Origin of the sequence: Ralstonia psammae, from assembly GCF_958405935.1 — a bacterium.
GTDB lineage: Bacteria > Pseudomonadota > Gammaproteobacteria > Burkholderiales > Burkholderiaceae > Ralstonia > Ralstonia psammae.
The window spans coordinates 131,352-157,350 of record NZ_CATZBU010000012.1 but is presented as its reverse complement, the minus strand read 5'-3'; the positions used below and the strand labels follow the sequence as shown (position 1 = coordinate 157,350).

At 63.4% G+C, this 25,999-nt stretch carries 20 protein-coding genes and 1 tRNA gene; 10 read left to right on the top strand and 11 right to left on the bottom strand.

Annotation, left to right across the window (positions count from 1 at the left end; genetic code table 11):
• The first annotated feature begins 151 nt into the window (after positions 1–151).
• Positions 152–589 carry a VirK family protein gene (locus tag R2N16_RS20410; protein WP_316667998.1) on the top strand — a complete coding sequence of 146 codons (438 nt, stop codon included), beginning with the start codon at positions 152–154 and terminating at the stop codon, positions 587–589.
• A gap of 146 nt (positions 590–735) precedes the next feature.
• Here the strand turns inward: R2N16_RS20410 and R2N16_RS20405 are convergent, their stop codons facing one another.
• From R2N16_RS20405 to R2N16_RS20390, 4 genes are all read right to left on the bottom strand, one after another.
• The gene (locus tag R2N16_RS20405; protein ID WP_316667996.1) at positions 736–1,221 is read right to left on the bottom strand and encodes a hypothetical protein; all 486 of its coding nucleotides are present in this window, start codon (positions 1,219–1,221) and stop codon (positions 736–738) included.
• A gap of 167 nt (positions 1,222–1,388) precedes the next feature.
• Positions 1,389–1,475: transfer RNA gene (locus R2N16_RS20400), tRNA-Leu, on the bottom strand.
• Positions 1,476–1,624: 149 nt separating this feature from the next.
• Positions 1,625–4,744 carry an efflux RND transporter permease subunit gene (locus R2N16_RS20395; RefSeq protein ID WP_316667994.1) on the bottom strand — a complete coding sequence of 1,040 codons (3,120 nt, stop codon included), beginning with the start codon at positions 4,742–4,744 and terminating at the stop codon, positions 1,625–1,627.
• 42 nt (positions 4,745–4,786) lie between these two features.
• On the bottom strand, positions 4,787–5,995 hold the full coding sequence (locus R2N16_RS20390) for an efflux RND transporter periplasmic adaptor subunit (RefSeq protein WP_316667992.1): 1,209 nt from the start codon (positions 5,993–5,995) through the stop codon (positions 4,787–4,789).
• A 186-nt stretch (positions 5,996–6,181) separates the two neighbouring features.
• Here R2N16_RS20390 and hpnD point away from each other — a divergent pair, with 186 nt between their 5' ends.
• Positions 6,182–7,015 (top strand): presqualene diphosphate synthase HpnD, encoded by an 834-nt coding sequence (hpnD, locus tag R2N16_RS20385; protein ID WP_316667990.1) that lies wholly within the window; start codon positions 6,182–6,184, stop codon positions 7,013–7,015.
• Between the two features lie 6 nt (positions 7,016–7,021).
• Here the strand turns inward: hpnD and R2N16_RS20380 are convergent, their stop codons facing one another.
• From R2N16_RS20380 to R2N16_RS20365, 4 genes are all read right to left on the bottom strand, one after another.
• Positions 7,022–9,124, bottom strand: coding sequence for a glycosyl hydrolase family 28 protein (locus R2N16_RS20380; protein WP_316668014.1), 2,103 nt, complete (start codon positions 9,122–9,124; stop codon positions 7,022–7,024).
• A gap of 260 nt (positions 9,125–9,384) precedes the next feature.
• Entirely contained in the window at positions 9,385–10,569 is a 1,185-nt protein-coding gene (locus R2N16_RS20375; protein ID WP_316667988.1) for a DUF1501 domain-containing protein, read from the bottom strand.
• A 25-nt stretch (positions 10,570–10,594) separates the two neighbouring features.
• Complete coding sequence (locus R2N16_RS20370; protein WP_316667986.1) at positions 10,595–12,220, bottom strand: DUF1800 domain-containing protein; 1,626 nt, start codon at positions 12,218–12,220, stop codon at positions 10,595–10,597.
• Positions 12,221–12,288: 68 nt separating this feature from the next.
• Positions 12,289–12,735 carry a hypothetical protein gene (locus R2N16_RS20365; protein WP_316667984.1) on the bottom strand — a complete coding sequence of 149 codons (447 nt, stop codon included), beginning with the start codon at positions 12,733–12,735 and terminating at the stop codon, positions 12,289–12,291.
• Positions 12,736–12,925: 190 nt separating this feature from the next.
• On the opposite strand from R2N16_RS20365, the gene ompR reads away from it, so the two are divergent.
• From ompR to R2N16_RS20345, 4 genes are all read left to right on the top strand, one after another.
• Complete coding sequence (ompR, locus tag R2N16_RS20360) at positions 12,926–13,648, top strand: osmolarity response regulator transcription factor OmpR (protein ID WP_004627064.1); 723 nt, start codon at positions 12,926–12,928, stop codon at positions 13,646–13,648.
• A 33-nt stretch (positions 13,649–13,681) separates the two neighbouring features.
• The gene (locus R2N16_RS20355) at positions 13,682–15,043 is read left to right on the top strand and encodes an ATP-binding protein (protein ID WP_316667982.1); all 1,362 of its coding nucleotides are present in this window, start codon (positions 13,682–13,684) and stop codon (positions 15,041–15,043) included.
• A 279-nt stretch (positions 15,044–15,322) separates the two neighbouring features.
• Positions 15,323–15,871 (top strand): peroxiredoxin, encoded by a 549-nt coding sequence (locus R2N16_RS20350; RefSeq protein ID WP_316667980.1) that lies wholly within the window; start codon positions 15,323–15,325, stop codon positions 15,869–15,871.
• Between the two features lie 80 nt (positions 15,872–15,951).
• Entirely contained in the window at positions 15,952–16,473 is a 522-nt protein-coding gene (locus R2N16_RS20345) for a carboxymuconolactone decarboxylase family protein (protein WP_316667978.1), read from the top strand.
• Between the two features lie 80 nt (positions 16,474–16,553).
• Here R2N16_RS20345 and ispF read toward each other — a convergent pair whose 3' ends face one another.
• Together ispF and ispD are read right to left on the bottom strand one after the other, a co-directional pair.
• Positions 16,554–17,060: a 2-C-methyl-D-erythritol 2,4-cyclodiphosphate synthase gene (gene ispF, locus R2N16_RS20340; RefSeq protein ID WP_316667976.1), complete on the bottom strand. Its 507-nt coding sequence runs from the start codon at positions 17,058–17,060 to the stop codon at positions 16,554–16,556.
• On the bottom strand, positions 17,057–17,815 hold the full coding sequence (ispD, locus tag R2N16_RS20335; RefSeq protein ID WP_316667974.1) for a 2-C-methyl-D-erythritol 4-phosphate cytidylyltransferase: 759 nt from the start codon (positions 17,813–17,815) through the stop codon (positions 17,057–17,059). Before ispD ends, ispF begins: the two co-directional genes overlap by 4 nt.
• Before the next feature lie 171 nt (positions 17,816–17,986).
• Here ispD and mfd point away from each other — a divergent pair, with 171 nt between their 5' ends.
• The 4 genes from mfd to R2N16_RS20315 all read left to right on the top strand — a co-directional run bounded on the left by mfd (position 17,987) and on the right by R2N16_RS20315 (position 24,687).
• The gene (gene mfd, locus R2N16_RS20330) at positions 17,987–21,418 is read left to right on the top strand and encodes a transcription-repair coupling factor (protein ID WP_316667972.1); all 3,432 of its coding nucleotides are present in this window, start codon (positions 17,987–17,989) and stop codon (positions 21,416–21,418) included.
• A 37-nt stretch (positions 21,419–21,455) separates the two neighbouring features.
• On the top strand, positions 21,456–22,649 hold the full coding sequence (argE, locus tag R2N16_RS20325; protein WP_316667970.1) for an acetylornithine deacetylase: 1,194 nt from the start codon (positions 21,456–21,458) through the stop codon (positions 22,647–22,649).
• 112 nt (positions 22,650–22,761) lie between these two features.
• Complete coding sequence (gene serB, locus R2N16_RS20320) at positions 22,762–23,619, top strand: phosphoserine phosphatase SerB (RefSeq protein ID WP_316667968.1); 858 nt, start codon at positions 22,762–22,764, stop codon at positions 23,617–23,619.
• Between the two features lie 6 nt (positions 23,620–23,625).
• Entirely contained in the window at positions 23,626–24,687 is a 1,062-nt protein-coding gene (locus R2N16_RS20315) for a PDDEXK nuclease domain-containing protein (protein WP_316667966.1), read from the top strand.
• A 74-nt stretch (positions 24,688–24,761) separates the two neighbouring features.
• Here the strand turns inward: R2N16_RS20315 and R2N16_RS20310 are convergent, their stop codons facing one another.
• Positions 24,762–25,946, bottom strand: coding sequence for a cystathionine beta-lyase (locus R2N16_RS20310; RefSeq protein WP_316668012.1), 1,185 nt, complete (start codon positions 25,944–25,946; stop codon positions 24,762–24,764).
• Positions 25,947–25,999: the final 53 nt, after the last annotated feature.

The window sequence follows — 25,999 nt, the reverse complement described above, 5'->3', positions numbered from 1 at the left end:
GGTCATCAAACGTCGGGCTTATGGGTACCGCGATGAGGAATACTTCTTCCTCAAGATCCGCGCCGCGTTCCCCGGTATTACTCGATGAACCAAAAAAAAGGGGGACGGAGGACCCGTCATCTTGTTTCACCCTAACCTGACCATAACCCCGATGCTGATCAAATCCGTTGCCATCGTCGTTGCCTGCGCGGCTGCCGCGCCCGCGTTTTCCCAAGGTCTCGTCATTCCAAGCCAAGACGTTTTCGCGGTCGAGCGCGCCCTTGCCGCTGGCAAACAGTTGAGCGCCACCATTGATCTGACCCGCTGTACCGGCGATACACCCAACGTGCCTGCAGGCACTACACGCGGCGGCCTGACCGTTAGCGCCTATCGCGTCCTCCCCGACAGTACGCTGAGCTTTGCTGACACCCACTTCACCGTGCGGAGCGACGGCACACCGATCACTCAGTTTCTTCGCTACACGATTGAGCCGACCGGTACGGCGCACTTTGCTTCATACATCTTCGCCATGCCGACTTACGCGCTGCAAAGCCAGGTGTCGTACACCTGTAAACTCGGAGACGGCGTGAAGCTGTTCGTTCAGTACTAAGACGCCCCATGCCGGATCACGCTCGGGCGATCCGTTTTCCACGACCAGCATAACGTTCACGCCCGGCTTGGGCAGCGATGCTGCCCAAGCGCCTTGCACCCACTTCACTTGTGCCAGGCAGTTCATCAATGCTCAGAAGGGAAAGCTCACAACACCAAGGAAGACGTCGAGATCGCTGAGCGACTGTCAAGCGTGCTTGAGCACAACCCTGCCCTGCGCGCCGGCAGCGACAGCGTTCTGTGCAGCCCCATCTGCTCCAATGCAAGCGTCTGCAAAACTTCTCGCAGCCTGACGTTTCGCCACGCCATGATGTGGGTCGACCGGAGTTGAGCCAGGCGGATAAGCCGGAACAGCCCGCCCTCCACGAACTGACGGCCAATGCGTGCCAGTCGCTGCCTTTCCCACCGTGCGCCACAGTGCGAATCGCAAACCTCCAATTCATACCGGTCCAGGACGTCGCCGACAGCGTGCTTCTTACTGCCTATTCCGTTCTGGATCGAGCGTAGCTCGGCCTCCCTTCGCGCCGACCATTCTTGCGCCTGCGCTTTGGTATCAAACGTGCGGCTGTCGCGCTTGCCCTTCACGTCCACCTGCACCCGCCACGCCGTCGCCGTCTTTTGGATTGATGCCATCAGATGGGGAAGTCCTGGGTAAATCTTGGGGAAAACGGCGGATTCTAAGGTGTGTTTTAGCGAGAAAGAGCGGAAACGCACAGAACGGCATATCCGCCGTGATCCCTTGCAGGATATGGCTTTACGGGCAAATGAGAGAGATTGGGGAAACCTCGAATTGAGGCTGGTGGTGCGAGGGAGGGGACTCGAACCCCTACACCATTGCTGGCGTCAGGACCTAAACCTGGTGCGTCTACCAATTTCGCCACCCTCGCCGGATGGATCGCGGCGCCCCTGAGCAGGGGCGCCGGAAAGGAAGCCCGCGATTATATCGCAGACGTTCGGGGGTTTCCATCCCCCGCCCTGTTCGGCGCGCTATAGGGGTTCGAGCCCCCTCCCTCGCACTTGCTCCAAGGCCGAAATGTCAGACTGTCGGCGCAGCCGCCTGCGCCTCGGGCGGTTTGACGCGGAACCACGCCGCATACAGTGCCGGCAGGAACAGCAGCGTCAGCACCGTGGCGACGATCAGCCCCCCCATGATGGCGGCGGCCATCGGGCCCCAGAACACGCTGCGCGACAGCGGAATCATCGCCAGCACCGCCGCCGCCGCGGTCAGGATGATGGGACGGAAGCGTCGCACTGCTGCCTCGACAATGGCATTCCACGTTGGCACGCCCGCGGCCACATCCTGCTCGATCTGGTCCACCAGAATGACCGAGTTGCGGATGATCATCCCGATCAGCGCTGTAATGCCGAGCTGCGCGACAAAGCCCATCGGCGCCTGCAGCAGCAGCAACGTTGCTGCCGCGCCGATCAACCCCAACGGGCCAGTCAGGAACACCATCACCGAGCGCGAGAAGCTGTGGAGCTGGAGCATCAGCAGCGTGAAGATGATGAAAATGCACAGCGGCATCTGCGCAGCGATGGATGCACCCGCGTTGGCGCTTTCCTCTTCTGCGCCGGCAATCTTGATCTGATAGTCCGGCGGCAAGTCAGCACGAATCTTGTCCAGCAGCGGGTTGATCTGCGCTGTCACGGTCGGCCCCTGTACACCGTCCACCACGTCGGATTGCACGGTGATGCCGTAGTCGCGGTTCTCACGCCAAATCACGCCGGGCTCCCATGCAAAGCCCACCCGAGCCACCTGCGTCAGCGGCACCGTGCGGCCACTGCTGGTCGGCACTTGCACGCGTTGCAGGGCATCGAGCGTATTGCGCTCGTCCTCCTGCGGACGCATCACGATGTCGAGCAGCTTGTCGCCGTCGCGGTACTGGGCGATGGGCGCGCCAGACATCACCGTTTGCGTGACCTGAGAGATGGAACCCGTCGACACACCCAGCGCGCGCGCCTTGTCCTGGTCGATGTCCAGGCGCAGCACCTTGACGTTCTCGTTCCAGTTGTCGTTCACGCCCACGGTGTTCGGGTTGGCGCTCATGATCGCCTTGACCTGATCGGCAATCTTGCGCACCCCGCCAATGTCCGGGCCCATTACGCGGAACTGCACCGGATACGGGACCGGCGGCCCGTTCGGCAGCAGCTTCACGCGGCCCCGCAGATGCGGGAATTGCGACTTGAGCAACCCGATGACGTGTTGCCGCACACCCTCGCGCGCCTCCAGCGAAGTGGGCATCACGATGGCCTGCGCCACGTTGGTCTGCGGAAGAATCTGGTCCAGCGGCAGATAGAAGCGCGGCGCGCCAGAGCCGATGAACAGCGTCACGCTGTCGACGTTCTGCGCCTTGCGCATCAGCGCTTCAAAGCGTTTGGCTTCGGCTTCGGTCTGGTTGAAGCTGGAGCCTTCCGGCAACCACAGCTCCACCATCAACTCAGGGCGGCTGGAATCGGGAAAGAACTGCTTCTCGATATATTTGAAGCCGAACACGCCCAGCCCAAACGCCACCAGCGTGATGACGATCACCGTCTTGCGGTACTCCACGCACCAGTTCACCCAGCCACGGAAGCGGTTGTAGAACGGCGTGTCGAACAACTCGTGGTGCCCACCACCCCCCACGTGCGATTTGGTTCGCAGCAGCAGGAACCCGAGATACGGCACAAACACCACCGCCGCAAACCACGACAGCACCAGCGCCAGCGCTGTCACCGCAAAAATACCGAACGTATATTCGCCCACCGTCGAACGCGCGAGCCCCACCGGCAGGAAGCCCGTGGCCGTGATGAGCGTACCGGTCAGCATCGGCATGGCGGTGGAGGTGTACGCAAAGGTGGCCGCCTCCATCTTGGAGAAGCCCTCTTCCAGCTTGCGCACCATCATCTCGACCGCGATGATCGCATCGTCCACCAGCAGGCCCAGCGCGATGATCAGCGCACCGAGCGAGATCTTGTGCAGGCCGATGTCGAAGATGTTCATGAACAGGAACGTCACCGCCAGCACCAGCGGGATCGTCAGGCCCACCACCAGCCCCGGCCACACGTCGATGCGCAGCTTGGGCTTGGTATGCAACCCCAGTGAGAGGAAACTCACGCCCAGCACGATCACCACCGCCTCGATCAGCACATGCACGAACTCGCCCACCGAGCTTTGCACTGACTTCGGCTGGTTCTGCACCTGTTCCATCTCGATGCCCATCGGCAGCTTGGCGCGGATCTTGTCGACCGCGGCGCGCAAGTCCTTGCCGAGCTGGATGATGTCACCGCCCTTGGTCATCGAGATGCCCAGGCCGATCACCTCCTTGCCGTTGAAGCGCATCTTGGCGTGCGGCGGGTCGATGTAGCCGTGCTTGACCGTGGCGATGTCGCCCAGGCGGATGTTCGTCGTGCCACCGGGGCCGCGCAGCGTCAGGTTTTCCAGATCGCGGATGTCCGAGAACTGGCCCGACAGGCGAATCTGCACGTTGTCAGTCGGCGTGACCAGCACGCCGCTGGGGCCGATGTTGTTCTGCTGGCCGATCTGCGTGGCAATGCTGTTGATGTCCAGCCCCATCTGCGCCAGCTTCGCCTGCTGGAACTCGATGTAGATCTTCTCGTCCTGGTCGCCCAGCAGTTCGACCTTCGCGACGTTGGGCACGCGCAGCAGTTGCTGGCGGATCGCATCGGCGTAGTCGTTGAGCTGGCGATACGTGAAGCCATCGGCGGACAGCGCATAGATCGAGCCATACACGTCGCCAAAATCATCATTGAAGTACGGCCCGCGCACGCCCTGCGGCAAGGTGGGCGCGATGTCCCCCACCTTCTTGCGCACGGTGTACCAGAGCTGCTGCGTTTCCTTGGCGGGTGACGTGTCGGCCAACTGGAAGGTTACGAGCGTTTCGCCGGGCTTGGAGTAGCTGCGTATCTTCCAGGCGTACGGCACTTCTTGCAGCGCCTTCTCGATCTTGTCGGTCACCTGGCGCGACATCTGTTCGGCCGTGGCGCCGGGCCAGAAGGCCTGCACCACCATCGCGCGGAAGGTGAAGGGCGGATCCTCATCCTGCCCCAGCTTGGAATACGCAAAGATGCCGCCGAGCAACAGCGCCACCAGCAAGAAACGCGTGAGCGGTTGATGTTCAAGCGCCCAGCGTGACAGGTTGAAACGGGAATGTTCCATACGCGCGAAGGTTGGCGTGTTGGGGCGGGGGCCGGGTGTAGCTTACCGGCGCGGCGTGATGGCGGACTGCGCCGACGGCTGATCGGCCGGCGCCATCGGCATCACCTTCTGGCCGGCTTTGAGCAGGTGCACGCCAGCGGTCACGATGGTCTGGCCGGGCTGGAGCCCACTCGTCACCAGCAGCACGTTGTCGCGCGGCGCCCCCACCGTCACCGGGACGGGCTTAACCGTTTGAGATGCGGCGTCGTACAGCCAAACTACGTTCTTGCCTTGATCTTGCTGCAGCGCGCTGATCGGCACGCGTACGCCCATGCCGCCGCTGTCTGCACCACCGCCGGGCCGCACGAACGTGGCCACCGCCGTCATGCCGAGCCTCAGTTCAGCCGGGGCGTTCGGTACCGAAATTTTCACGGTGTACGTGCGCGTGAGCGGATCGGCCGCCGGTGCAATCTCGCGCACCTTGGCCGGAATGCTACGGGACTGATCGGCCCACAGCTTGACGCTCACCTCGGGCGATTTGCGCAGCGTATCCACCTGATCCTCGGGAATGCCGACCACGACTTCCTTCTCGGCCGTCTGCGCCACGCGCACGACCGGCTGGCCGGCGGACACCACCTGCCCGACTTCGGCATCGACGCCCGTCACCACGCCATCGGCGTCGGCCTCGAGCGTGGCATATCCGGCTTGATTCACCTGGTTGCGATAGCCGGCTCCGGCCTGCTCGTAGCGGGCTTGTGCGGCGTCATAGTTGGCTTGATGGCGTTGCTGCTCGGCCGCGCTGATGAAGCCCTTGGCGAACAGTTCGGAATACCGCTTGAGATCAGCCGCGGCCAGATCGCGGTCGGTCTTGGCCGCTGATAACTGGGCCTGGGCCGATTGCTGGGCGAGGGCGAGATCGGTCGGGTCCAGCCGCGCGAGCACCTGGCCTTTCTTGACAGTGGCGCCGACGTCCACCAGGCGGGCGACGATCTTGCCCGGCACGCGGAACCCCAGGCGCGATTCAACGCGTGGGCGCACGTCGCCGGAGAACTCGGCCGTGCCGGCGCCCTGCTCGCTGGTGACCGTCATGGTGCGCACAGGGCGCACCTCGGGTGCCTTGGGCGGCGCCTTACCGCAGCCGGCCAGCAGCGCCGCGCCTGTCAGTAACACGGCCGATGTTGCCATCGACAATGCACCCCTGCGCGGCCAAGACCGCGTGTCGGATAAACCGGTGGAGTCGGAATGCGGGTACGGCAAACGCAACGCTGGCATGACACGCTCTCAGTAAATAACTGACCGGTCAGTAATATACCCATGGCAATGCGCAGGGTCAACGACACGGCCGCGTCTGATTGACTTTTCTTGAAAAGGGCTCGGGCAAGGGGTGACGGCATGCTGCACTGCAACGCGCTGTAGAATGGCCGCCCTGCTTCGAACCTCACCAAGACCGCCCTTTCCGTGACCCCCGACGATTACTGCGCAGACAAGGCCGCGCCGCCCGGCAGCGATGTGTACTACAGCGTATTGTTTCTAGCGCCCGAACGCCGCCGCGCGACCATCGCCCTGGAAGCCGTGCGCCGTGAGCTGGAGGACGCCGTGCGCGACGCGAGCGATCCGGCGGTCGTGCAGTCGAAACTGCAATGGTGGCGGCAAGAACTGGCGCGACTGTTCGAGGGTCGCCCCGAGCACCCGGCGGCCAAGGCGTTGCAACCGCATCTGGCGTCCTACGACATCGGCGCCGTGCATCTGGGCGAATTGCTGGCCGGCGTCGAGGCTGACGCGATGCAAAACCGCTATCTGGATTGGCCCAACCTGCGCCGCCACGGCGATCAGGTGGCAGGCGTGGCAGGTCGGCTGACGGCTCGCATTGCCGGACAAACGCATGCGCGTACGCTGGAATTCGCGCGGCTGATGGCGCTGGCCGAGCAACTCGTCCACTTCATCCGCAACCTGGGCGAAGACGTACGCCACAACCGCGTCTACATCCCCGTGGACGAACTGCAGCGCTTCAACGTACCGGCAGCCGATCTGTTCAACCGCCGGTATGCAGAAGGTTTCAAACCGCTGATGGCATTTCAGGCCAAGCGAGCCCGCGCAACGTACAAGGAAGCACTGGCCGCGCTGCCGACCGAAGATCGCCGCGCCCAGCGTTCAGCGCTGATTCGCGGCGTACTGGCCATGCGCCTGCTCGACGAGGTAGAAGCCGACGGCTTCCAGGTGCTCACCCAGCGGACGGACCTGACGCCGCTGCGCAAGCTGTGGCTGGCCTGGAAGACGCAGATCCGCGCCTGACGCGCCTTATTGCGAAGCCCAGGTCGTGCCGAAAATGCTCGACTGATCGATCCCCGGGAAGTCGACGAACGCCTTCGAGCAATCCAGGTACTGGGTCGGATCGATCGACTGCGTTGGGCTGCCCGTCAATGCCACGCGATTTGCCGTCGATGGGAACAGCGGCAGGTTCGTGTTGTTGAGGGTCAGGTTGGCATCCGACGACGTCACGGCAATGCTGGCCGGCGTATCGGCAATCACGTTGGTCAGCGACATCACGAGCGGGAATGCTGGCTCGCCGAATCCACCGGTGTTCGCCTCAAAGCCCTGCAGCTTGACGCCCGCGCTACCCTGAATGACCACGTTGTTCAGCGAAATATCGTGGAAATTCGGATACAGCGGCCCGCCCGATGGCACGGCCTTCGTGCTGTAGTACGGCGTGAACAGCAGCGCATTCGTCGCATCGCGAATGCAGATGTTGGCATATTGGATGTTGCTGACTTCGCCGCCGCGTGCGTAATCCGACTTGATGCGCAAGCCCTCTTCCGAATTCCAGAACGCGTTGTCGTAGACCTGCACGTTCGTCACGCCTGCATTCGTTTCGCTGCCGATGGAGATGCCGTGGCCCCAGTAGATATGGTTGTGCGCGATCACGATGCCGTATTTGCGGTCTGACCGCACGCCACGGTTGCCGTCCACGCCGAACAGGCCCGAGCCGGCCGGCGATGGGTTGGCGCTGCCCTTGAGCGCCATGTCGTCGTCGCCGGTGCTGACGTAGTTGTAGGCAAACACGAAGTTCTTCAGATAGCCGTCAAACGAGATGGCCGCGGCGGACGTGGTCGTGCTGCCCGTCGACAACTTGCCCGTGATCGCCTTCGATGCCGAACCCGGATCAAACGCATCCGTGTTTTTCACGTTGTCGCGGGTGAACGTCGCACCGGTGTACAGCGGGTTGCCGTTGCCGGCAGGGTTCGCAAACGCGGCAAGGTTTGGTGTCTGCACCTTCACGCTCCAGACGGTCAGGCCATCGACGCCGCTGGGCACGACGTGAAAGTTCGGGCTGTTGCTCAGCGTGACGCGATACAGCGTGAGGTTCTTGGCGTAGTTGAACACCATCAGGCGGAAGTTCGATTGCGATCCGACGCCCGTCGTGCCGTTCTCGACCATGTTGCCGAGATAGGCCAGATCCCACCACGTCATGTTGCGCGCCGGCGATTTCGAATCGACCAGCGTGCCGCCGTTGTCGCAAGGCGTACCGTCGGCCGCTACGGTGCCGGTCTTGTACGCGGCATAGGTGTTCGAACACGTCAGGTCGACCTTCATCAGCGGGTACTTCGCATTCGAGGTGACGATTTCTGCGTAGCCGCGGCCGTCGATCCGCCCATCGCCGACCACAGCGGAGTTCACGATGTTCGTGCCGGTGATCAGCGCCGTGCAGTTGCTGGAGCTGCCGGCCTTCGTCGCGCTGACGGCCGTGTTGCCGCAGTACGGCCCTGCCGCGTTGGGCGAGTAGGCCATCACGTCGCGCGACGCATACAGCGTGACGCCCTTGTCAATCCACAGCGTCACGCCCGAGGGCAATGTCAGCGGGCCGCTGATGAACGCGTTGCCCGGGCCGCTCGGGTTCACGACAAGACGCACCGCAAACTTCGACGCGCGGTACTGCGGTTTCGCAAGCTCTTCGCCAGTGGCACCGGCGATGTTGACGTTGGGCACTGCAGCCGCAGTCTGCGCAGCCGTGGCTGTCGCATCGGCCGCGGCAATGGTTGCGCCGACTTCCGCATCGACCGACGCGCCGCACGCATCGAGCGCGGCCTGAATGCGCGCCTGGTCGGGGTTCGCCTTCGCCGTCGTCACCGCAACACCCACGCCGACGGTCGACGGATCAGCTTCCGGCGGCAGCGCACCGTCCGGCCGGCTCACGAGTGAATTGCTCGCCTGCAGCGTCGTGCAGACCTGCGCATCGGTCGGCAATGTCGGCTCGGGCGGCAGGTTCGCATCGGTGGTTGCCGTCCCGACCTGGAAGACGGCGGCTGCAGGGTTACCGGTGCCCGCGGACGATGTGTTCGACGATGCTGTGTTGTCGCCGCCGCATGCCGCAAGGCCGATTGCCGTTGCAACCAGCATCGCCATCAAGCCAGTCGATTGTCGGCGCCGCTGTGTTGTTGTCTGCAATGCATTCACGAAGGTCTCCTCATTGTTGTTGTGGTCCGCCAGGGTGGCGGGCGCACGCCTTTTTTGATATATCAGAATCTATTTATTGATATATCAATGGTCAAGGCAGGGTTTTCCCTTGCGTTGCGTTGGCAACCGCGAAACCCCTTAGAGAAGATCGATGGCGTCGGGCGGGTTTGAAGCCTGCAGAGGCAAACCGCCCGCCCGAAAGACGTGCATCAGGTTTTGATGAGATCCAACGGTGCAAACCGGCCCGCCAGCACGGATTGGGAATCCATCCCCCACCAGCGCTCCAGCACGGTGGCGTAAAGCGAGCGGAAATCGACCGACGGGTCCAGATTACCGCCGCCATCCAGGCGCTCCAGCACCGGCCCCTGCCCAGCCAGTCCGCCCTTCACCCGGCCACCCGCCACGAAATGCGCGGCCGCCGTGCCGTGATCCGTTCCGTTGTTCAGGTTCTCGCGCGGACGGCGGCCGAACTCGGAATACGTGACGATCAGCGTGTCGTTCCAGCGGCCCAGCTCCGTCAACGCACTCTTGAGCGAAGCCACACCCTCGCCCAACTGGCGGAGCAAGTTCGCCTGCGTGCCCTGCTGGTTGGTATGGGTATCAAAACTACCGAGCGACAGGCACACCACGGCAACGTCCGCACCGCCATGGCCTGGCGCTGCCACCACCTGCATCGCCGCCTTGATCGAGTTGCCGAAGCCGCCGTCGGGAAAGCGCGTCTGGAACGCAAACTTGCCAGACTTCGGGCGCAGTCCATCGGCGGCCTTGACAATATCCGTCTCGACCTTCAGCACGTGCGCGAGCGTGGCGTTGCCGATCGCATGCGAGGGCATCGCCAGCTTGGCTTCGTTGAGGAACGCATCGGGATTGGCCAGCGCTACGGCGCGTGCGCCGCCGTCGAGGGGGCCCAGGTCGGCGCTACCGATGATCACGCCATCGGCGCCGAACGATGACGGCACCGGTCGCGCGGCAAACGCACGCGTCAGCCAGCCTTCGCGCAAGTATTGATCGGAGCGCGACGCCGTGTCCCAGATCTCGATCGAGCGAAAGTGCGAGAGATTCGGCTGCGGATACGACAGCCCCTGCACCACCGACAATTCACCCGCCTGCCACAGCGGCATCATCGCCTGCAAAGACGGATGCAAGCCGTAGCGGTCATCCAGTTGCAGCACCTGCTCCCGCTTGATGGCGATACGCGGACGCAGCGTGTAGTACTGCGCGCTCGTGTACGGCACCACGGTGTTCAGCCCGTCGTTGCCGCCCTTGAGTTCGATGAGGATGAGCAGGTTGCCGTAGCCCTTGCGCTTGTCTTGCCCTTGGGCAAAGGCAATCCCCGGTACAACGCCACCCATGCCGAGCATGGCGCCTGCCTTCAGAAAATCGCGACGTTCCATGATGTGTGCTCCTGCGGCGATGGCGTTACTTCAACTGGTAAGCCGGGTCCATCATCAGCGTGCGCAGGTACGCCGTACCGGCCAGCTTGACGGGAATCGGCGCGGTCGGCTCGATCGGCAACACCGCACGCTGGATCGAAATGCGCGGTGCCAGTTGCGGCGGGTCATCTCCATCCGCACCGAACTGTGCGAGCCACTTGGCCGAGTTGAACGACACCATCGTCTGCGACTGCGCAAGCTTGAAGCGCCCCTCCTGCCCCATGCCCTTGAGCGCCTGGCCCAGGCCCTGTACAGCGCCGCCCTGTTTCAGGTCTTCGCGCATTGCGGCCATCATCATGCCGGGCTTCTGTTGCTGTGCCTGTTGCGTGGCCGCTGGCGTCTTCATCTCTGTGGAGCGGAACAGTTGATCGAGAAACTGCTTGCGCCCCAGCAGCGTTGTCGAGTTGATCCACGCATCGCCGCCGGGCCAGCCCTTTACGTTGGGCGGTGCCAGCAGGTTCTGCCCAAGCTGCGCAGACTTGATCGCAAACGGCGTCGGGTCGGTGTATTGCACGTTGAACTGCTTGAGCGTGCCGACAATCATCTCCACCGGCGACTTCACCAGCGTTGCGCGCGATTGCGGCGCCCAGAACGCCGGCGTCAAGAACAGCTCGCGCAGCGCCACCTTGATGTCATAGTTGCTTGCACGGAATGCATCGGCCACGCGCTGCGCCTGTGCCGCATCCACGTCAGGCGAAACAAACTCGTGCCAGAGCTTGGTGACGATGAAAGTGGCCGTCTCGGGGCGAGACAGCAGGATGTCGAGCATCTGGTCGCCATCGTAATCGCCGCTCTGGCCAAACACCGTCTTCACGCCCGTGTCGTGAATCTGCGGCCGCCAGATGTAGGCGAAATCGTGCTCACGGTCGATGCTCCAGCCCGTATAGGTGCGCGCGGCTTCCTTGATGTCTTGCTCGGTGTAATGGCCTTCGCCCAGCGTGAACAGCTCCATCACCTCACGAGCGAAGTTCTCGTTCGGCTTGCCCTTGCGGCTTTCGGCGCCGTCCAGGTAAATCAACATCGCCGGGTCTTTGCCAATGGCGTGCAGCATCGTGCCGAAGTTGCCCACCGCGTCCTGGCGCAGCAGCACGTTCTGCCGATACATCAATTGCGCGAACGGCACCTTCTGCGAGCTGGAAACGAAATGGTTGTGCCAGAACAGCGTCATGCGCTCTGTCAGCGGCGACGGCGTCCTGATCATCTCGCCCATCCACCATGCGCGCAGTTCCAGCTCGTGCGCGGCGTTCTTCTGGCGCGCCGCCTTGCGGGCGTCTTCGTCCGGCAGCTTGTTGTAGGGGATGATCGGTTCGTTCACCCACGCCGGCGGCGCCTGCGTGGCAACGGTGCCCGTCTGGGCAAGGACGCGATCAACGGCTTCGCGGTGCGTGAGCCCGGCGTAGGCGTCGAGTTCGCTCTCCGAAGGCGCAAAGCCGATGCGGGTAAGGAAGTAGCGCGCATCGTCGCGGTCCAGGCGCTGCTCGTCGGCGGCGGGCACCTTGGCTTGCGCGGTGTGGCGATGCGGCTTGTCGTGCGTTGCCGCGTGCGCGGTCTGCAGTGAAAGTGCGCCGGCGGCTGCCAGCGCCAAGAAGATCGTGGTGCTACGGATTCGCATGTCGGTCCCCCGAAAGACCCTATTGCTTTGCCGGGGCAGCGACTCGTGCGCCTTTCCTCGGCCCCTACCTAGCCGCCACGGTGGTAGATATCCCGCGTGACGTCATAGATGTTCTGGCGCAATTGCCTGCGCTCCTCGGGTGACAGCTTGCGTTGCGGAGCCCCACGATCGGCATTCTCTCCACGGCGGTTCTCCATCGCGGCGGCGCGGCGGCTGCGTTCCTCGCCGCCACGGCCGCGCGCCGGGCCCTGCCCGCCCCTTTTTTCCTGTGCCCCGGCCTGCATCGAATGTCCGCCGCCGAAAAAGCCGCCGAATCCGCCAAAGCCGCCGCGGTCACCACGCGCGTGCGCCTGCGAGCCGGCCGCACAGAGGGCAAGAACACAGGTCAACAGCGCCGCGCGCCGCCGAAACATCACTGAGCGATTCGAAAAAGGAAGTTGAGAAGCCACGTCTTTGTTGCTGGAAACCGATGCGCCATGCATCATTGCGCGACAATCGATAACAGGCAACCGCATTGCACGCCAGTCCCCTCCGCGGGGGTCGACAGACCCCAAACCGTTGCGAGGAACTGCCAGGGCAGTGTAGCTGCGCGTCCTACAGACTGTTCGCGTAACTCGGTAAATAATGTAACCGTCTGTTTCAATTGGGCTTTTACTGCCTTCTGCTGTCCATTGGGCCCATGTTTTTGTCGTTACCATTAGCGCCATGGAAAATTCCGGTCAAAAGATTCTCGTCGTCGACGACGACCCCCGCCTGCGCGATCTGCTGCGTCGTTACCTGGGGGAACAGGGCTTCACCGTGCTGGTGGCAGAAAACGCCACGGCCATGAACAAACTCTGGCTGCGCGAGCGCTTCGACCTGCTCGTGCTCGACCTGATGATGCCGGGCGAAGATGGCCTGTCGATCTGCCGCCGCCTGCGCGGCGCAAACGATCAGACCCCCATCATCATGCTCACCGCCAAGGGCGAAGACGTGGACCGCATTGTCGGCCTCGAGATGGGTGCGGACGATTACCTGCCCAAGCCCTTCAACCCCCGCGAGCTGATTGCGCGCATCCACGCCGTGCTGCGCCGCCGCGGCCCGGCAGAGATCCCTGGGGCGCCGTCGGAGACCCCCGAAACCTTCGCCTTTGGCGATTTCGTGCTCAACTTGGCCACGCGCACGCTCAAGAAAAACGACGAAGAGATCACCCTCACGACGGGCGAATTCTCCGTGCTCAAGGTGTTTGCGCGCCATCCGCGCCAACCCCTATCGCGCGAGAAGCTCATGGAAATGGCACGCGGGCGCGAATACGAAGTGTTTGACCGCAGCCTCGACGTGCAGATTTCGCGCTTGCGCAAGCTGATTGAACCGGACGCCAGCAACCCCCGCTTCATCCAGACCGTGTGGGGCCTGGGCTACGTGTTCATTCCCGACGGCGCCAAGTAAGCACCCGAGCAACCCTTCTTTTCCGCATCCGACTTGCGCATCCCGCGTCCGGCCGCGTTGCGGCGTCTGCTGATCAGTGTGTTTGGTTCGCTGTTCTGGCGAACCTTCATGCTGATCGCATTGCTCATCGCGATTTCTCTGGGCGTGTGGTTCCAGAGCTTCCGTATTTTCGAGCGTGAACCGCGCGCGCAGCAGATCGCCATGCAGGTGGTCAGCGTGGTCAAGCTCACGCGAGCGGCGCTGCTGTATTCGGATCCGTCTCGACGCCGCTTCCTGCTGCTCGATCTCGTGCAGAACGAGGGCATCAAGGTCTACCCGCGCGAGAAGGAAGACGAATACCGCGAGCCCCACACCAACCCGTATCTCACGCAGCTCGTCCAACAGGAAATCCGCAACCGGCTTGGCGCCGACGCGGTGATCGCCACGGCAGTCAATGACATCCCGGGCGTTTGGGTGAGTTTCCAGATCGAGGGCGACGACTACTGGGTCGCCATCAGCCCGGACCGTTTTGAGCACGTGCCCGGGTTGCAGTGGCTGTGGTGGTCGATGGCGGCGCTGGTGCTGTCAGTGCTGGGCGCGGCGTTCATTACTTCACGCGTGAACCAGCCGCTCAAGCGCCTGGCCGACACGGCGCGCGCCATCAGTGCCGGGGATGATCCGAAGGCATTGCCCGAAGGCGGCGGCACCGAAGTGGCGCAGGCGAATCACAGCTTCAACCAGATGGTGCGCGACCTCAAACAACTTGAGGCCGATCGCGCCGTCATGCTGGCTGGCATCTCGCACGACCTGCGCACGCCGCTCACGCGCCTGCGCCTGGAAACCGAGATGAGCCCCGTCGACGAGCAAACGCGTGAACTGATGGTGGCCGACATTGAACAGATGGACGCGATCATCGGCCAGTTCCTGGACTACGCGCGCCCCAGCGGCGAGATGCTCGAAGACGTGGACCTTACCGAACTCGTGCGCGACACGGCGCCCGTCTACTCCGCACACGACGATATCGACCTGACGCTCAAGCTCGCGCCCGAGGCCATCGCCCGCTGCAACCGCATGGAAACGCAGCGCATTCTCGACAACCTGATCGAGAACGCACGACGCTATGGCAAGACCCCCGGCACGAGCCGCGCGAAGATCACCGTCAGCACGTTCCTGCAAGGCAACGAGGTTGTATTGTGCGTGGCCGATCGCGGTGCAGGTGTGCCGACGGATCAGCTCGCGTTGCTCACGCGGCCGTTCTACCGCCTTGAATCGGCACGCAGTGAAGCCAAGGGCGCCGGGCTCGGCATGTCGATCGTCAATCGCATCTTGCAGCGCAGCGGCGGCCGCCTCGTGCTCGAGAACCGCACACCGCCCGAAACGGGGCTGCTCGTCAGCGCCTGCTACGCGCGCGCCTGATCCGGCACACCGCCTCGGCCCGCCCGGGCACATCCCCTGCTCCTCAGACTGTCATGCGCCGCCTATGGGGTGCGGCGGCAGGCAGCGCTATGGCCGGCGTTGAGAATATCAATTGGCCGGTTTTGAATTCCTCGCCAATACTCCAGCCGCCAGGCTGCGCGCCTGCGCGTTCTTCGTCTCCGTCCGAACGCTCCACCCGGCCCCGGACGGCCGGTGAGCGTGTGTCTGCAAGTCCCGTTGGGTTTCGCACCCATTGCCACACAACTCCAGGAGAAGCTCATGAAGACCATTGGTGACAAGCTCGAACCGTTCAAGGTCGTCGGCGTCAAGCCCGGGTTCAACAATCACGAGGAGAACGGCCAGTCGGCGTTCGAAGACATCACCGAAACCTCGTTCCCGGGCAAATGGAAGGTCATCTTCTTTTATCCGAAGGACTTCACCTTTGTGTGCCCGACCGAGATCGTTGCCTTCGCCAAGCTGAACAATGACTTTGCTGACCGCGACACCGTCGTGCTCGGCGGCTCGACCGACAATGAATTCGTCAAGCTCGCATGGCGCCGCGAGCACAAAGACCTGAACAAGCTCAACCAGTGGTCGTTTGCCGACTCGACGGGTGCGCTGGTCGACCAGCTTGGCGTACGCGAGCACGAGGCCGGCGTTGCGCTGCGCGCCACGTTCATCGTCGACCCCGACAACGTGATCCAGCACGTGTCGGTCAACAACCTGAACGTGGGTCGCAATCCGGACGAAGTGCTGCGCATTCTCGACGGTCTGCAGACGGACGAGCTGTGCCCGTGCAACCGCGCAGTCGGCGGCGCCACGTTGTAACCGCCACGCGGCGCCCTCCGAACCCGGAGCCCGCCCCCGCGCGGGCTTTCGTTTTCCGCCGCCGCTGATAGGAGAAATCGATGGAATTTCTGCAGACGATCAAGGGCCGGATTCCCGACTATGCCAAAGACATCCGCCTCAATCTGGATGGCACGATCGCGCGCTCGTCGCTGGAGGGCAATGACGCGATAGGCGTGGCGCTGGCGGCCGCGTTTGCCGCGAAGAGCAAGGTGCTGACTGACGCCATCCGCAATGCCGAGGTGCTCTCGCCCGAGGAGGTGAACGGCGCGCTGACCGCCGCCGCCCTCATGGGCATGAACAACGTCTGGTATCCGTACATCGAGATGGCGGACGACTCCGACCTCGCGCAGCAGAAGGCGGAGCTGCGCATGAACGCCTACGCCAACAACGGCGGCGTCGACAAACGCCGCTTCGAAATGTATGCGCTGGCCGCCGCCATCATCGGGAAATGCCATTTCTGCATCAAGTCGCACTACGACTTGCTGAAGAACCACCAGGGCATGAGTGCGCAGCAATTGCGAGATGTGGGTCGTATCGCGGCCGTCATCAACGCGGCAGCGCAGGTCATCGCGGCCGAATAGCCGGGCCGATTCCGCAAACGAAAACGGCAGCCCGGATCGCTCCGGTGCTGCCGTTTGCCTTGGGCGGAAACGATGCCAACTCAGTCCTGATCGGCCCCTTCCGCACGATAGATCAACACCACAGCCTGCGCGACGATGCCTTCTTCCTTGCCTTCAAAGCCGAGCTTCTCGTTGGTCTTGGCCTTGACGTTGCACCGCTCGGGCGCAATGCCCAGGTCTTCTGCAAGGTTGGCCACCATGCCCGGCACGTGTGGCGCGAGTTTCGGTTTCTGCGCGATGACCGTCGCGTCGACATTGCCGACCGCATAGCCGGCCTTGCGCACGCGGCGCACGGCTTCGCGCAGCAGCACGCGACTGTCGGCGCCGGCAAAGGCAGGATCCGTGTCGGGAAAGTGCCGGCCGATGTCGCCCAACCCAGCGGCGCCGAACAGAGCGTCGGTAATCGCATGCAGCAGCGCGTCTGCGTCGGAGTGCCCCAGAAGGCCGCGCGTGTGCGGAATCTCCACGCCGCCCAAGATCAGCTTGCGGCCCTCGACCAGCGCGTGTACGTCGTAGCCTTGCCCAATGCGGATGTCCATCCAGTTCATGCTTGCGATGCCTCGTTGGGTTGTGCGCTCGGCGCAAGGATGGCCTCGGCGAGCGCGAAATCGTCGGGATACGTCACCTTGAAGTTGCGCAGCGCCCCCGGCACCAGCAGCGGCGGGTAACCGGCGGCTTCAATCGCACTGGCTTCATCGGTGACGATGCGATGTTGCAGCAGCGCTTCCCGCAAGGCGCGCTCCAGCAGGCCAAGCGGAAACATCTGCGGCGTCTGCGCTTGCCACAGGCCATCGCGTGGCAAGGTCGCGCCGATGTGCTGAGCTGCATCGCCACGTTTGAGCGTGTCTGCCACGGGCAGCGCAAGGATGCCGCCCGCAGCTTGCGTGCCCTCGGCCTCCACAGCCGCGACCAAACGCGCGATCAGGGCGGGCGTCAAGCCAGGGCGCGCCGCGTCATGCACGAGCACCCAGTCGTCATCGTGCGCGCCCCGGCCACGCAACGCCGCCAACCCGTGCGTGACCGATGCGTGGCGCGAATCTCCACCGCAATCAACCTCCACCAGCTTGGGGGTATCGAAACCACCATCGGGAAAGCGCTGGACGAGCGGCTGGGCACCTGGCGTCGTCACCACAAGCACGGTATCGATTTCGGGGCTCGCCAGGAAGGCCTGCGCGGTGTGCCACAGCATCGGCCGCCCCGCGATCACCCGATATTGCTTGGGCAGATCGCCGCCGGCGCGCGAGCCGGTGCCGGCCGAGGGGATCAGCGCAAAACGGCGTCGGCCGGGGTGGGAAATCGACATGACAGGCGGGAAAATGAACGTTGGCGCAGCATTTGCGTGGATTTTGGCCCTCGCAAGCGCGCGGCTGGCGCGGATTTTATAATAGCGGTCTGCGTCACGACACCCCGCCTGCACATGCCGGCGGGGTGTCGTGCTTTGTCTTGCAGTCGTGCCCACAGAACCTGACGCCTCATGTCCGATTTTTCGCTCTCTGCCCTGCCCGCCGTCAAACCGGGCTCGCGCTTCGTCTTCAGCGGCCTCCAGGGCGCGGCAGATGCCCTGTTGCTTGCGCGCTACCTGGAGCAGCATCGCGCCGCCGTGCCGATGCTGGCGGTGGTCTGCGCCAATGCCGTCGATGCCCAGCGCTTGGCGGAGGAGCTACGTTGGTTTGCCCCGCAGGCGCGCGTGAAGCTGCTGCCGGACTGGGAGACGCTGCCGTACGACAATTTCTCGCCGCACCAGGATTTGATCTCCGAGCGGCTGGCGACCCTGCATGATCTGCAGAACGGTGCGTGCGACATCGTGCTCGTGCCGGCATCCACGGCGCTGCAACGCGTGGCGCCGCCATCGTTCCTGGCCGCCTATACGTTCTTTTTCAAGAAGGGCGAGAAGCTGGACGAGGCTGCGCTGAAAGCGCAGTTCACGCTGGCCGGGTACGAGCACGTCAGCGCCGTGATGCGCCCGGGCGAATACTCCGTGCGCGGCGGCCTGATCGACTTGTTCCCGATGGGCTCACCGCTGCCCTATCGGCTCGACCTGTTTGGCGACGAAATCGAGACCATCCGCTCGTTCGACCCCGACACGCAGCGTAGCCTCTACCCGGTGAACGAAGTCCGCCTGCTGCCGGGCCGCGAGTTCCCGATGGACGAGGCCTCGCGCACTGCCTTCCGCGGCCGCTGGCGTGAGGTGTTCGAGGGTGACCCGACGCGCTCGCCGATCTACAAAGACATCGGCAACGGCGTGCCCAGCGCCGGCATCGAGTATTACCTGCCGCTGTTCTTCGAAGAGACCGCGACGCTGTTTGACTACCTGCCGGGCGCCACGCATCTTGCCTTCGTCGGCGACATCGAAGGTGCGGTACGCCGCTTCTGGGCCGACACCACGCAGCGCTACAACTTCATGCGCCATGACCGCGAGCGGCCGCTGCTGCAGCCGTCTGCGTTGTACCTGGATGAAGAGGCGTTCTTCGTGGCGGCCAAGCCGCACGCACGTCTGGTGTTGCGCACCGAGCCGGGCGATGCACCGCTTTCGTTGCCGTTGCCAAACGTTGCTGTCAACCGCCGCGCGGAAGACCCCCTGGTCAATCTCGAATCGTTCCTGATGCGCAGCAATTGCCGTGTGATGATCTGCGCCGAATCCGCAGGCCGCCGTGAAACGCTCGCGCAAATGCTTGCCGCCAGCGGTCTGCACCCCGAAGGCGTGGCGGACTTCGCCGACCTGATGAGCGGCGATGCCAAGTTCGTGCTCGGCGTGGCACCGCTGTACCAGGGCTTCATCCTCGGCGACGAACGCATCGCGCTCATCACCGAGACCGAGCTGTACGCACAAACCGTTCGCCGCGCCGGTCGCCGCAAGCAGGAGCAGGCCACTGCCGTCGATTCGATGGTGCGCGATCTGGCCGAGCTGAAGATCGGCGACCCGGTGGTGCACAGCGAGCACGGCATTGGACGCTATCAGGGGCTGGTGTCCATCGACATGGGCAACGGCGAGGAAGAATTCCTGCACCTCGACTACGACAAGGGCAGCAAGCTTTACGTGCCGGTGCATCAGTTGCACGTGATCTCGCGCTACTCGGGCGCCGATCCGGAAACCGCGCCGCTGCATTCGCTCGGCTCGGGTCAATGGGAAAAGGCCAAGCGCAAGGCGGCCCAGCAGATTCGCGATACCGCCGCCGAACTGCTGAACCTGTACGCGCGACGCGCGTTGCGCCAGGGCTTCGCCTTCCCGCTCACGCCTGAGGACTACGCCACATTCGCCGAGAGCTTCGGCTTTGACGAAACGCCCGATCAAGCCGCCGCCATCGCCGCCGTGATCGCCGACATGACGTCGGGCAAGCCGATGGACCGCCTCGTCTGCGGCGACGTCGGCTTCGGCAAGACGGAAGTCGCGCTGCGTGCCGCGTTTGTTGCGGTGATGGGTGGCAAGCAGGTTGCCATCCTGGCGCCGACCACGCTGCTGGCCGAACAGCACTACCAGACGCTGGTCGACCGCTTTGCCGACTGGCCGGTGCGCATTGCCGAGATCTCGCGTTTCAAGAACAAGAAGGAGATCGATGGCGCGATCGAGGCCATCAACGCCGGCACCATCGACATCGTGATCGGCACGCACAAGCTGCTCTCGCCGGATGTGAAGTTCAACCGGCTGGGCCTCGTCATCATCGACGAGGAACACCGCTTTGGCGTGCGTCAGAAAGAATCACTCAAAACGCTGCGCGCCGAAGTGGACGTGCTCACGCTCACGGCCACGCCGATCCCGCGCACGCTGGGTATGGCCCTGGAAGGCTTGCGCGATTTCTCGGTGATTGCCACTGCACCGCAGAAGCGGCTGGCCATCAAGACCTTCCTGCGCCGCGAAGAAGACGGCGTGCTGCGCGAGGCCATCCTGCGTGAGCTGAAACGCGGCGGCCAGGTCTACTTCCTGCACAACGAGGTCGAAACCATCGAGAACAAGCGCGCCAAGCTCGAAGAGCTGATTCCGGAGGCCCGCGTGGTGGTTGCCCACGGCCAGATGCACGAGCGCGAACTGGAACGCGTGATGCGCGATTTCGTGGCCCAGCGCGCCAACATCCTGCTGTGCACGACGATCATCGAAACCGGCATTGACGTGCCGACCGCCAACACGATCCTGATCCACCGCGCCGACAAGTTCGGCCTGGCGCAGTTGCACCAGTTGCGCGGCCGCGTCGGACGCTCGCACCACCAGGCGTACGCGTACTTGCTGGTGCACGACGTGGACGGCCTGACCAAGCAGGCGCAACGCCGCCTTGAAGCCATTCAGCAGATGGAAGAACTGGGTGCGGGCTTCTACCTGGCGATGCACGATCTGGAAATCCGCGGTGCCGGCGAGGTGCTGGGCGACAAGCAATCGGGCGAAATTTCCGAGATCGGTTTCCAGCTCTACACCGACATGCTCAACCAGGCGGTGAAGTCGCTCAAGGCCGGCAAGGAACCCGATCTGATGGCGCCGCTCGCGGCCACGACCGAGATCAACCTCGGCACCCCGGCCCTGCTGCCGCAAGACTATTGCGGCGATGTGCAGGAACGCCTGTCGCTGTACAAGCGCCTGGCCAACTGCGAAAGCGGCGAGACCATCGACAACATCCAGGAAGAACTGATCGACCGTTTCGGCAAGCTGCCACCGCAAGCGCAATCCCTCATCGAAACGCACCGGCTGCGCATTGCCGCTGCGCCGCTGGGCATCCGCAAGATCGACACGGGCGCGAACGCCGTCACGCTGCAGTTCGTACCGAACCCGCCTGTGGACGCGATCAAGATCATCGATCTCGTGCAGAAGAACCGACAGATCAAGCTGGCGGGGCAAGATCGTCTGCGTATCGAAAACATTCCGGGCGAATTCGCCGCGCTGGCGCAGACCATTCGCCACGCCATGCGTCAATTGACGTGATCCAGTAGGATCAGCCGATCAGAACAAGGAAACCATCATGAGCACCGCCCTCACCCCGTTTTCCACCCTCGATTGGACGAACAAGCTTGTCAGCTTCGACACCACCAGCCGCGGCTCCAACCTGGCGCTGATCGAAACCGTGCGCGACTACCTGCGCGGCCTCGGCCTCGAATCGCACCTGTCGCACAACGACGATGGCAACAAAGCCAATCTGTTCGCCACCATTCCGGCAGCGGACGGCAGCGTGCAAGGCGGCATCGTGCTGTCGGGCCATACCGATGTGGTGCCGGTGGATGGCCAGAAATGGGACAGCAACCCGTTCGTGCCGGAAGTGCGCGACGGCAAGCTCTACGGACGCGGCACCTGCGACATGAAGGGGTTTATTGCCTCGTCGCTGGCGCTGGTGCCGTCGCTGCTGCAGGCGCGGCTGCGCGAGCCCGTGCACCTTGCGCTGTCCTACGACGAGGAAGTCGGCTGCGTGGGCGCCCCGCGCATGATCGAAGACTTGATCGCGCGCGGCATCAAGCCCGCCGGCTGCATCGTCGGCGAGCCCACCTCCATGCGCCCGATCATCGCCCACAAGGGCATCAATGCGTACCGCTGCCGCGTGCATGGCCGCGCCGCGCATTCGTCGCTCACGCCGCAGGGTGTCAACGCCATCGAATACGCCGCGCGCATCATCTGCTTCGTGCGCGACCTGGCCGATGAATTCCGCGCCAAGGGCCCGTTTGATGACGCGTTTGACGTGCCGTTCACCACGGCATCGACGGGCCTCATCCACGGCGGCATCGCGCTGAACACGATCCCTGCGCTCTGCGAGCTGGTGTTTGAGTTCCGCAACCTGCCTGGCGTGGATGCGCCGGCCATCCGCGCGCGCGTCGAGCACTACGTGCGCGAAACGATCGAGCCCGCCATGCAGCGCGAGCACCCGGACGCCCGCATCGAACTCGACGAGATTGCCGCCGCGCCGTCGCTGGACGCATCCGAGCAAGCCGCCATCACGCAGCTTGTGCGCGTGCTGACCGAAGACAACGACAAACGCAAGGTCGCATACGGCACGGAAGCCGGGCTCTTCCAGCGCGCCGGCATTCCGGCCGTGCTGTGCGGCCCAGGCGACATCGAACAAGCGCACAAGGCCAACGAATTCGTCGAACTCGCGCAGCTCGACGCGTGCGACCGCTTCCTCGCCAAGGTGGCGCGCAGCCTGATGGTCGAAACCGCGTCCGCCTAATGCTTACACAGCAACGCCTCACCTTTTGGTGGGGCGCATTCCGCCGGGGGCGTTCGCTACAATAGCGGGCTTCCCCGGCGCCGAACTGCCTGCTCCCCGCTCCTGTCACTCCATGCCCGTCATCCTGCAAAGCCCGTCGCCGCTGTCTACCGGCGACATTGAATCCGTCCGCAGCCTGTTCGGCAGCGCCACCTACGAGATGCGCGCGCCCAACGTCGCCGCCATCGAATGGGTGCACGAACTGCCCAGCGAGTTGCGCGTGCAGCTGGATGCCATCTGCGCCAACCTGAAGATGGACTACGCGTGGATTCCCGACGAATGGACGTTCGGCGACTTCCGTGTGCTGGCGATGGACATGGATTCCACGCTCATCACCATCGAGTGCATCGACGAGATTGCGGATTTCTGCGGGCTCAAGCCGCAAGTGGCGGCCATTACCGAAGCGTCGATGCGCGGCGAGATCAAGGATTTCAACGAGAGCCTGACCCGCCGCGTCGAACTGCTCAAGGGCTTGGATGCGAGCGTGCTGGAGCGCGTCTACTCCGAGCGCCTGCAGCTCTCCCTGGGTGCCGAAAAGATGCTCAAGGCCGTGCAAGCGCTGGGCATCCGAACGCTGCTGGTGTCAGGCGGCTTCGAATTCTTCACCTCGCGCCTGCAGGAGCGCCTGGGCCTGGACCGCACGCGAGCCAACACACTGGAGATCGTCGACGGCAAGCTGACCGGCCGCGTGCTCGGTGAGATCGTCAATGCGGATGTGAAGGCGCAGACACTCAAAGCGTTCTGCCAAGATCTGGGCGTGTCGCCGCACAACGCCATCGCCATGGGCGACGGGTCGAACGATCTGAAGATGATGGGCGTGGCCGGCCTGTCGGTAGCGTTCCGCGCCAAGCCCATCGTGCAGGCCCAAGCCGACGTGGCGTTCAACGTTGTCGGCCTGGATGGGTTGTTGAATCTGTTCCCGCAGCAGTAAGCGGCGATGGCGACCCGCCAACCTGCCCGCAGGAAACTCGCACCGGTGGTGCGAGAAACGGTGGACGCGCACGATTATGCAGCCCTGCTAACCGAAATCCGGACGCGCATTCAGGCTGCGCAATACGCGGCCCTACGAGCGGTCAACAAAGAGCTGGTAGGGCTGTATTGGGACATCGGACAACGGATCGTGGCCCGACAGCAAACCGAGGGTTGGGGCAAAGCTGTCGTGCAGCAGTTGGCCACAGACCTGCAGGCAAGTTTTCCCGGCACGGGCGGTTTTTCGGCATCCAACCTGTGGCGGATGAAAGGTTTCTTCGAGACTTACTGCGACGCGACAAAACTCGCACCACTGGTGCGAGAAATCGGTTGGAGCCATAACCTGCTCATTCTCGAGCGCTGCAAAGACGCTCAAGAGCGCGAGTTCTACCTGCGCATGACCCGCAAGTTCGGTTGGTCGAAAAATGTTCTGGCCCACCAGATCGATAATCAGAGCTACGAAAAATCACTTCTGGGCCAGACCAATTTCGACAAGGCGCTGACGCCAGCCCTGCGCGCGCAAGCCAAGCTTGCGGTAAAAGATGAATACGCCTTCGATTTTCTCGAACTCGGCGACCAGCATAGCGAACGGGAGCTGGAACGTGCACTGATTACCCGCATCGAAGATTTCCTGCGTGCAATGGGCGGCATGTTTGCCTTCCTAGGTAGCCAATACCGACTTGAAGTGGATGGCGACGATTATTTCATCGACCTGTTGCTGTTCCACCGCCGCTTGCGCTCGCTGGTGGCCATCGAACTGAAAATCGGCAAGTTCGAACCTGAGTTCATCGGCAAGATGCAGTTCTACCTTGCAGCGCTTGACGAACAGGTCCGCCAGGACGACGAGAACCCGTCCATTGGCATCATCCTGTGCAAGGAAAAGAAGCGCACCATCGTTGAATACGCCTTGCGCGACGCAAGGAAACCGATTGGCGTAGCGACTTACGCCATCACCAAGCGCTTACCGAAAGAGTTACAGGGTCAGTTGCCTTCGCCTGAAGCCATTGCGCGTCTGCTTGAAACACTGTAGCCACGATCATTAAAAACGGGGCGCCACGATCAACTCGCACGCCCCGCCATCACCGCCGACTGAAGCTTAAAAGATTAAGTCCGCAGGTGCGTCTCCATCGCCTGCTTCAAATCCGCAACCAAATCACGCGGATCTTCCAGCCCGATATACAGCCGCACGAAACCGCCCGCGTTCTCCCAATCGGCCGGCGGCCAAGCGGTCGCCGTGCGCATCGACGGGATGTTGTACGGCAGCGCCAGGCTGTGCGCCCCGCCCCACGAAAAGCCGATGGCGAAATAGCGCAGGCCCTCAATGAAGGCATCGATCTGCGCCTGCGAATAACGCTCGTGCAACACGATCGAGAACAATCCGGTCGCGCCGGTAAAGTCGCGCTTCCAGTTTTCATGACCAGGACAATCGGGCAGCGCCGGGTGCAGCACGCGGACGACTTCGGGCCGGTCAGCCAGCCATTCGGCCACTTCACGGGCGTGCGCGTCGTGTGCTGCCAAGCGCGTCGGCAGGCTCGGCAGGCCACGCAGCACGAAATAGCAATCGTCCGCCGACACGCCCCAGCCCATGCGCATGCGCGTGGCAAGCAGTTTGTGGTGCAGCGCTTCGTCGTTGGTGATGGCGGCGCCCATGAGCACATCGCTGCCACCCGACTGGTACTTGGTCAGCGCCTGCACGGAGATGTCGATGCCGTGTTCGAACGGCTGGTAGTACACGCCGCCACTCCAGGTGTTGTCGATGGCGGTGATGGCACCGGCCTTGCGCGCCACCTCCGCGATGGCCTTGCAGTCCGGCACTTCCATCGTCACCGAGCCCGGCGCTTCGAGCCACACAAGCTTGGTATTGTGGCGCATCAGGTCGGTAATACCGGCGCCTATCATCGGGTCGTAGTAGCGCACGGTGATGCCGAACTGGCGCGCCATCCACTCGCCATGGTCGCGGTTCGGGCCGTAGGCATTGTCCGGAATCAGTACATCGTCGCCAGATTTGATGAGCGCGAAATACACCAGCGAAATCGCCGCCAGCCCTGACGGGAGCAGCAACGCATGCGAGCCGCCTTCGATCTGGGCCAGCGCCTGGCACAGCGTGTCGGATGTCGGCGTGGCGTGCAGGCCGTAACGCCAGTGCACCACGCTGCCGCTGCCGAAGGCGCGCATGTCGGCGAGGTTCTTGAACACCACCGTCGACGCACGATGCGTGGCATGCGAGAACGCCGCAAAGCCCGGCGGGATATGCAATTCCGGATGCACAGCCTGGGTCGCGGGAAACATGGGCGGGAGCTTGCTGTCGTTCACGTGGTTTCCTGTTTGATGGCGTATGAGCG

Excerpts from the sequence above, each read along its gene's own strand:
- R2N16_RS20410 (WP_316667998.1), top strand. The coding sequence starts at position 152 with ATGCTGATCAAATCCGTTGCCATCGTCGTTGCCTGCGCGGCTGCCGCG.
- R2N16_RS20405 (WP_316667996.1), bottom strand. The coding sequence starts at position 1,221 with ATGGCATCAATCCAAAAGACGGCGACGGCGTGGCGGGTGCAGGTGGAC.
- R2N16_RS20395 (WP_316667994.1), bottom strand. The coding sequence starts at position 4,744 with ATGGAACATTCCCGTTTCAACCTGTCACGCTGGGCGCTTGAACATCAA.
- R2N16_RS20390 (WP_316667992.1), bottom strand. The coding sequence starts at position 5,995 with ATGCCAGCGTTGCGTTTGCCGTACCCGCATTCCGACTCCACCGGTTTA.
- R2N16_RS20380 (WP_316668014.1), bottom strand. The coding sequence starts at position 9,124 with ATGGCGATGCTGGTTGCAACGGCAATCGGCCTTGCGGCATGCGGCGGC.
- R2N16_RS20375 (WP_316667988.1), bottom strand. The coding sequence starts at position 10,569 with ATGGAACGTCGCGATTTTCTGAAGGCAGGCGCCATGCTCGGCATGGGT.
- R2N16_RS20370 (WP_316667986.1), bottom strand. The coding sequence starts at position 12,220 with ATGCGAATCCGTAGCACCACGATCTTCTTGGCGCTGGCAGCCGCCGGC.
- R2N16_RS20365 (WP_316667984.1), bottom strand. The coding sequence starts at position 12,735 with ATGCGGTTGCCTGTTATCGATTGTCGCGCAATGATGCATGGCGCATCG.
- ompR (WP_004627064.1), top strand. The coding sequence starts at position 12,926 with ATGGAAAATTCCGGTCAAAAGATTCTCGTCGTCGACGACGACCCCCGC.
- R2N16_RS20350 (WP_316667980.1), top strand. The coding sequence starts at position 15,323 with ATGAAGACCATTGGTGACAAGCTCGAACCGTTCAAGGTCGTCGGCGTC.
- R2N16_RS20345 (WP_316667978.1), top strand. The coding sequence starts at position 15,952 with ATGGAATTTCTGCAGACGATCAAGGGCCGGATTCCCGACTATGCCAAA.
- ispF (WP_316667976.1), bottom strand. The coding sequence starts at position 17,060 with ATGAACTGGATGGACATCCGCATTGGGCAAGGCTACGACGTACACGCG.
- ispD (WP_316667974.1), bottom strand. The coding sequence starts at position 17,815 with ATGTCGATTTCCCACCCCGGCCGACGCCGTTTTGCGCTGATCCCCTCG.
- mfd (WP_316667972.1), top strand. The coding sequence starts at position 17,987 with ATGTCCGATTTTTCGCTCTCTGCCCTGCCCGCCGTCAAACCGGGCTCG.
- argE (WP_316667970.1), top strand. The coding sequence starts at position 21,456 with ATGAGCACCGCCCTCACCCCGTTTTCCACCCTCGATTGGACGAACAAG.
- serB (WP_316667968.1), top strand. The coding sequence starts at position 22,762 with ATGCCCGTCATCCTGCAAAGCCCGTCGCCGCTGTCTACCGGCGACATT.
- R2N16_RS20315 (WP_316667966.1), top strand. The coding sequence starts at position 23,626 with ATGGCGACCCGCCAACCTGCCCGCAGGAAACTCGCACCGGTGGTGCGA.
- R2N16_RS20310 (WP_316668012.1), bottom strand. The coding sequence starts at position 25,946 with ATGTTTCCCGCGACCCAGGCTGTGCATCCGGAATTGCATATCCCGCCG.